Genomic DNA, 3,722 nt, shown 5'->3' on the forward strand with positions numbered 1-3,722 from the left:
CGCCCACTCGGGACGGTGGGCGGAACGCTGAGGGCTGTTGCTGTGCTGTCGGCCGCGCGGGGCGCCGCCGCGATCGGGCATCCAGGTCATACCGCAATGGATGCCCCTGGGCCGACGGGGGTAACCGCCCGGTGGGCCACCAACGCGGCCTATGCGTTTGTCATATGAACGTCATATCAAGGGAGTTGGGACCTTCGGCCCCGTTCGCCCATCCGGGCGGCGGGACCCCCGGCCCCGTGCCCTCGTCCGGGGGAGGCCGTTGGTCCTTCAGTCCTTGTGCCGGCCGATCCAGTCCAGCAGTTCGGTGGTGAACTGCTCCGGCGCCTCCTCGTGCGGGAAGTGCCCGACCCCCGGCAGCAGCCGCCAGCGGTACGGCGCGGCGACGTACTCGCCGCCGCCCAGCGCGGTGTGCGACAGCAGCACCGGGTCCGCCGCGCCCTGGACGTGCAGGGTGGGCGCGGTGATCGGCTTCTTCATCCGGCGGGCGAACTGGATGCCGTCCGGCCGGGCCATCGAGCGCAGCAGCCAGCGGTAGGGCTCGATCGAGCAGTGCGCGGTGCTGGGGATCTGGATCGCCTGCCGGTACGCGGCCACCGTCGTGCGGTCCAGCTGGTTGCGGCCGGTCCAGGCGTCCAGGTAGCGGCCGACCAGCGCGGCGTCCTCGGCCACCAGACGGCGCTCCGGTATCCACGGCCGCTGGAAGCCCAGCACGTGCTCGAAGGCGGCCATCTGCTTGCGGTCGGTGAGCAGCGCCCGGCGCAGGTCACGGGGGTGCGCGGCGGAGACCACGGTGAGGCTCTGGATCACCGAGGGCCGCATCACGGCCGCCACCCAGGCCAGCGTGCCGCCGGAGGCGTGGCCGACCAGGTGCGCCCGGTCCTCGCCGAGGGAGCGGATCACCCCGGTGATGTCCAGCGCGAGGTTGCCCGGGTCGTAGCCGCGCGGGGTGCGGTCGCTGCCGCCGATGCCGCGCAGGTCCACCGCGACGGCGCGGTAGCCGGCGGCGGCCAGCGCGGTCAGCTGGTGGCGCCAGGCCCACCAGTACTCGGGCCAGCCGTGCACCAGCAGGACCAGCGGGCCCTCGCCGAGTTCGGCGATGTGGAACCGCGCGCCGTTGGCGGCGAGGTCGCGGTGGATCCACGGTCCGGCCTGCCGGACGTCCCAGGCGGCCGGGGGCGTGTCCTGGGCGTCGCCGGAGGCGCTGAGGCCGGAGCTGGCGGACGGCTGCGCGGGCACGGGCTTCTGGTCGAGCGACATACCGAGAGCGTGTCACATCCGCGCGCCGGACACGCGCCCGGCACTCGCACTCGCCCCGTTCCGGGCCGCCGCGCACCGGGCGCACGATTCCCGCGAAGTCCCCGGCGCGTGCCTGGCGCGTTCCCGGCGCGCCCCTGGCGTGCGAGGGGGCCTACGGGATGCGGCCCAGGGCGCGGTCGATCTCCTCCTTGGTGGCGGGACGCGGCCGCGCGTTCTTCAGCACGTCGGCGGTCTTCTGCGCACCCTCGATGGTCCGGACCGGCTTCTCGATCTTCTTGAACGAACGCAGCGCCAGCAGGCCCAGCAGCACGGCCAGCAGCAGGTACGCGCCGGCCACGATCAGGAACGACCACCCGAGCGACAGGCCCAGCGCGTGGATGCCGAACGCCGCGGCGGCGCTCAGCATCGGGACGGCGGCCAGCGCGATCACGCCCGCGACGCCCAGCGAGACACCGCCGGAGACGCCGCGCTTGACGTCGGCGCGGATCTCGGCCTTGGCGAGCGCGATCTCGTCGTGGACCAGTGCGGACAGGTCGGCGGTGGCCGCGGCGAACAGCTGCCCCACCGAACGCTCGCCCTCGTAGGGCGCCCGGCCGTTGCTGGACGGGTCTGCGGCTCCTGCGGGCATCAGCGGTTCTCCTCTTCCGGTGGACTGTCGACAGTTCAGAATCATGCCCCTACCGGACGAGCGGACACCACTCCGGGGGCCCCGCCGGAGGGACGTGTTCCGGCGGGTGGGCCGCTCAGAGGGCTCCGGCGCGGTGCTCAGCGGGCTCCGCCGCGGCCTTCGTCACGGTGTTCGACGGCCGGGCGTGTCGGGCCCGCGTCGGCCTGCCGCGCCTCCGCTTCCCGCGCGCGTCCGGCCATCCGGGCCTGCCAGGCCGGGTCGTCGAGCTGGTAGACGTCCGGGATGCCGTCGCCGTCGAGGTCGCGGTCCTCCTCCTCGCACAGCGCGCGGTAGTGCCGGTTGCGCAGCTTCAGCAGCACGGTGGCGGCCAGCGCGCAGATCAGCGAGCCCACCAGAACGGCCGCCTTGGCCCGGTCGGCGAGCGCCTGGTCGTCCGGGAAGGCCAGTTCGTCGATCAGCAGCGAGACGGTGAAACCGATGCCGGCCAGCACCGAGACGGCGAACATGTCGGCCCACTTGAGCTGCGGATTCAGCTCGGCGCGGGTGAAACGGGCGGTCAGCCAGGTGCCGCCGAAGACGCCCACGGACTTGCCGACCACCAGGCCGATCACGATGCCGAGGGGGGCGGACTCGGTGAACACCTCGCGCAGCGCCGAACCGGAGAGCCCCACCCCGGCCGCGAACAGCGCGAAGACCGGCACGGCCACCCCGGCCGAGAGCGGTCGGACCAGGTGCTCGATGTGCTCGCCGGGGGACTGCTTCTCATCGCCCACCCGGTGGCAGCGGAGCATCAGGCCCATCGCGACGCCCGCCACCGTGGCGTGCACGCCGCTCTCGTGCATCAGCGCCCAGGTCACGAAGGCGAGCGGGACGAACAGGTACCAGCCGTGCACCCCGCGCCGGTGCAGGAACCAGAACAGCAGCAGCCCGGCGAAGGCCAGCCCGAGCGCCCAGAACTTGATGCCGGAGCTGTAGAAGACCGCGATGATCAGGATCGCGATCAGGTCGTCCACCACCGCGAGGGTGAGCAGGAAGGCACGGAGCGCGGAGGGCAGGTGGCTGCCGACCACGGCGAGCACACCGAGGGCGAAGGCGATGTCGGTGGCGGTCGGGACGGCCCAGCCGCTCGGGTGGCCGCCGGGGCCCGCGTTGACGACGGTGTACAGGACGGCGGGCAGCACCACGCCGCAGACGGCGGCGATGACGGGGAGCATCGCCGCGCGGGGGTTGCGCAGCTCGCCCGCCACGAACTCGCGCTTGAGCTCGATGCCGGCCACGAAGAAGAAGATCGTCAGCAGCCCGTCCTTGGCCCAGGTGCCCAGGGTGAGGTCGAGGTGGAGCGGGGCGGAGGGGCCGACGGTGTAGTTCAGGACGGACTGGTAGGCGGCCGGCCAGACGTTGGCCCAGATGAGCGCGACGACGGCCGCGGCGAGCAGCAGGACGCCGCCGACCGTCTCGGTGCGCAGGGCGTCGGTGATGAAGTTCCGCTCGGGGAGCGGCAGCCTGCCGAGGAACTGGCGGCGCTGGGGCGTCGGCTCGTGAACGGGCGGCTGGCTGGCCACGCGCGGCCTCCTGGGGGCGAGGGGACGGTGTGTGGATGCACCGGTGGTGCATCGCCGACCAGACTTCCCGGCTCGCCCTGTGGCGCGGATCTTGATGCGCCTTTGACATTGTAGCGTGGCGGCAAAGCGATGTCCGGATTGTCCTCTTCAAGGATTAATCCTCAAGGGGTTATCCGCTCGCGAGGATCTGTCCGCCCGCGGCCTCCGTGCGCGGCGTTTGTGCGCGGCCGGCCCCGGGTGCGCGTGGCCCCGGGTGCGCTGGGGGCGCGGTGGTC

General features: G+C 73.0%; 3 protein-coding genes. All 3 read right to left on the reverse strand.

Going from position 1 to position 3,722, the window contains the following annotated elements; translation table 11 throughout:
- Positions 1 to 267: 267 nt before the first annotated feature.
- A complete protein-coding gene (locus ABD308_RS18170; RefSeq protein WP_344335671.1) occupies positions 268 to 1,257 on the reverse strand; it encodes an alpha/beta fold hydrolase in 990 nt (329 codons plus the stop codon).
- Positions 1,258 to 1,408: 151 nt separating this feature from the next.
- Entirely contained in the window at positions 1,409 to 1,885 is a 477-nt protein-coding gene (locus ABD308_RS18175; RefSeq protein ID WP_344335674.1) for a phage holin family protein, read from the reverse strand.
- Between the two features lie 137 nt (positions 1,886 to 2,022).
- On the reverse strand, positions 2,023 to 3,447 hold the full coding sequence (nhaA, locus tag ABD308_RS18180) for a Na+/H+ antiporter NhaA (RefSeq protein ID WP_344335677.1): 1,425 nt from the start codon (positions 3,445 to 3,447) through the stop codon (positions 2,023 to 2,025).
- Positions 3,448 to 3,722 lie beyond the last annotated feature (275 nt).

This window comes from Kitasatospora putterlickiae, assembly GCF_039527695.1.
GTDB classification, from domain to species: Bacteria; Actinomycetota; Actinomycetes; order Streptomycetales; family Streptomycetaceae; genus Kitasatospora; species Kitasatospora putterlickiae.

Coding starts and splice junctions, on each gene's coding strand:
- ABD308_RS18170 (WP_344335671.1), bottom strand. CDS start 1,257: ATGTCGCTCGACCAGAAGCCCGTGCCCGCGCAGCCGTCCGCCAGCTCC.
- ABD308_RS18175 (WP_344335674.1), bottom strand. CDS start 1,885: ATGCCCGCAGGAGCCGCAGACCCGTCCAGCAACGGCCGGGCGCCCTAC.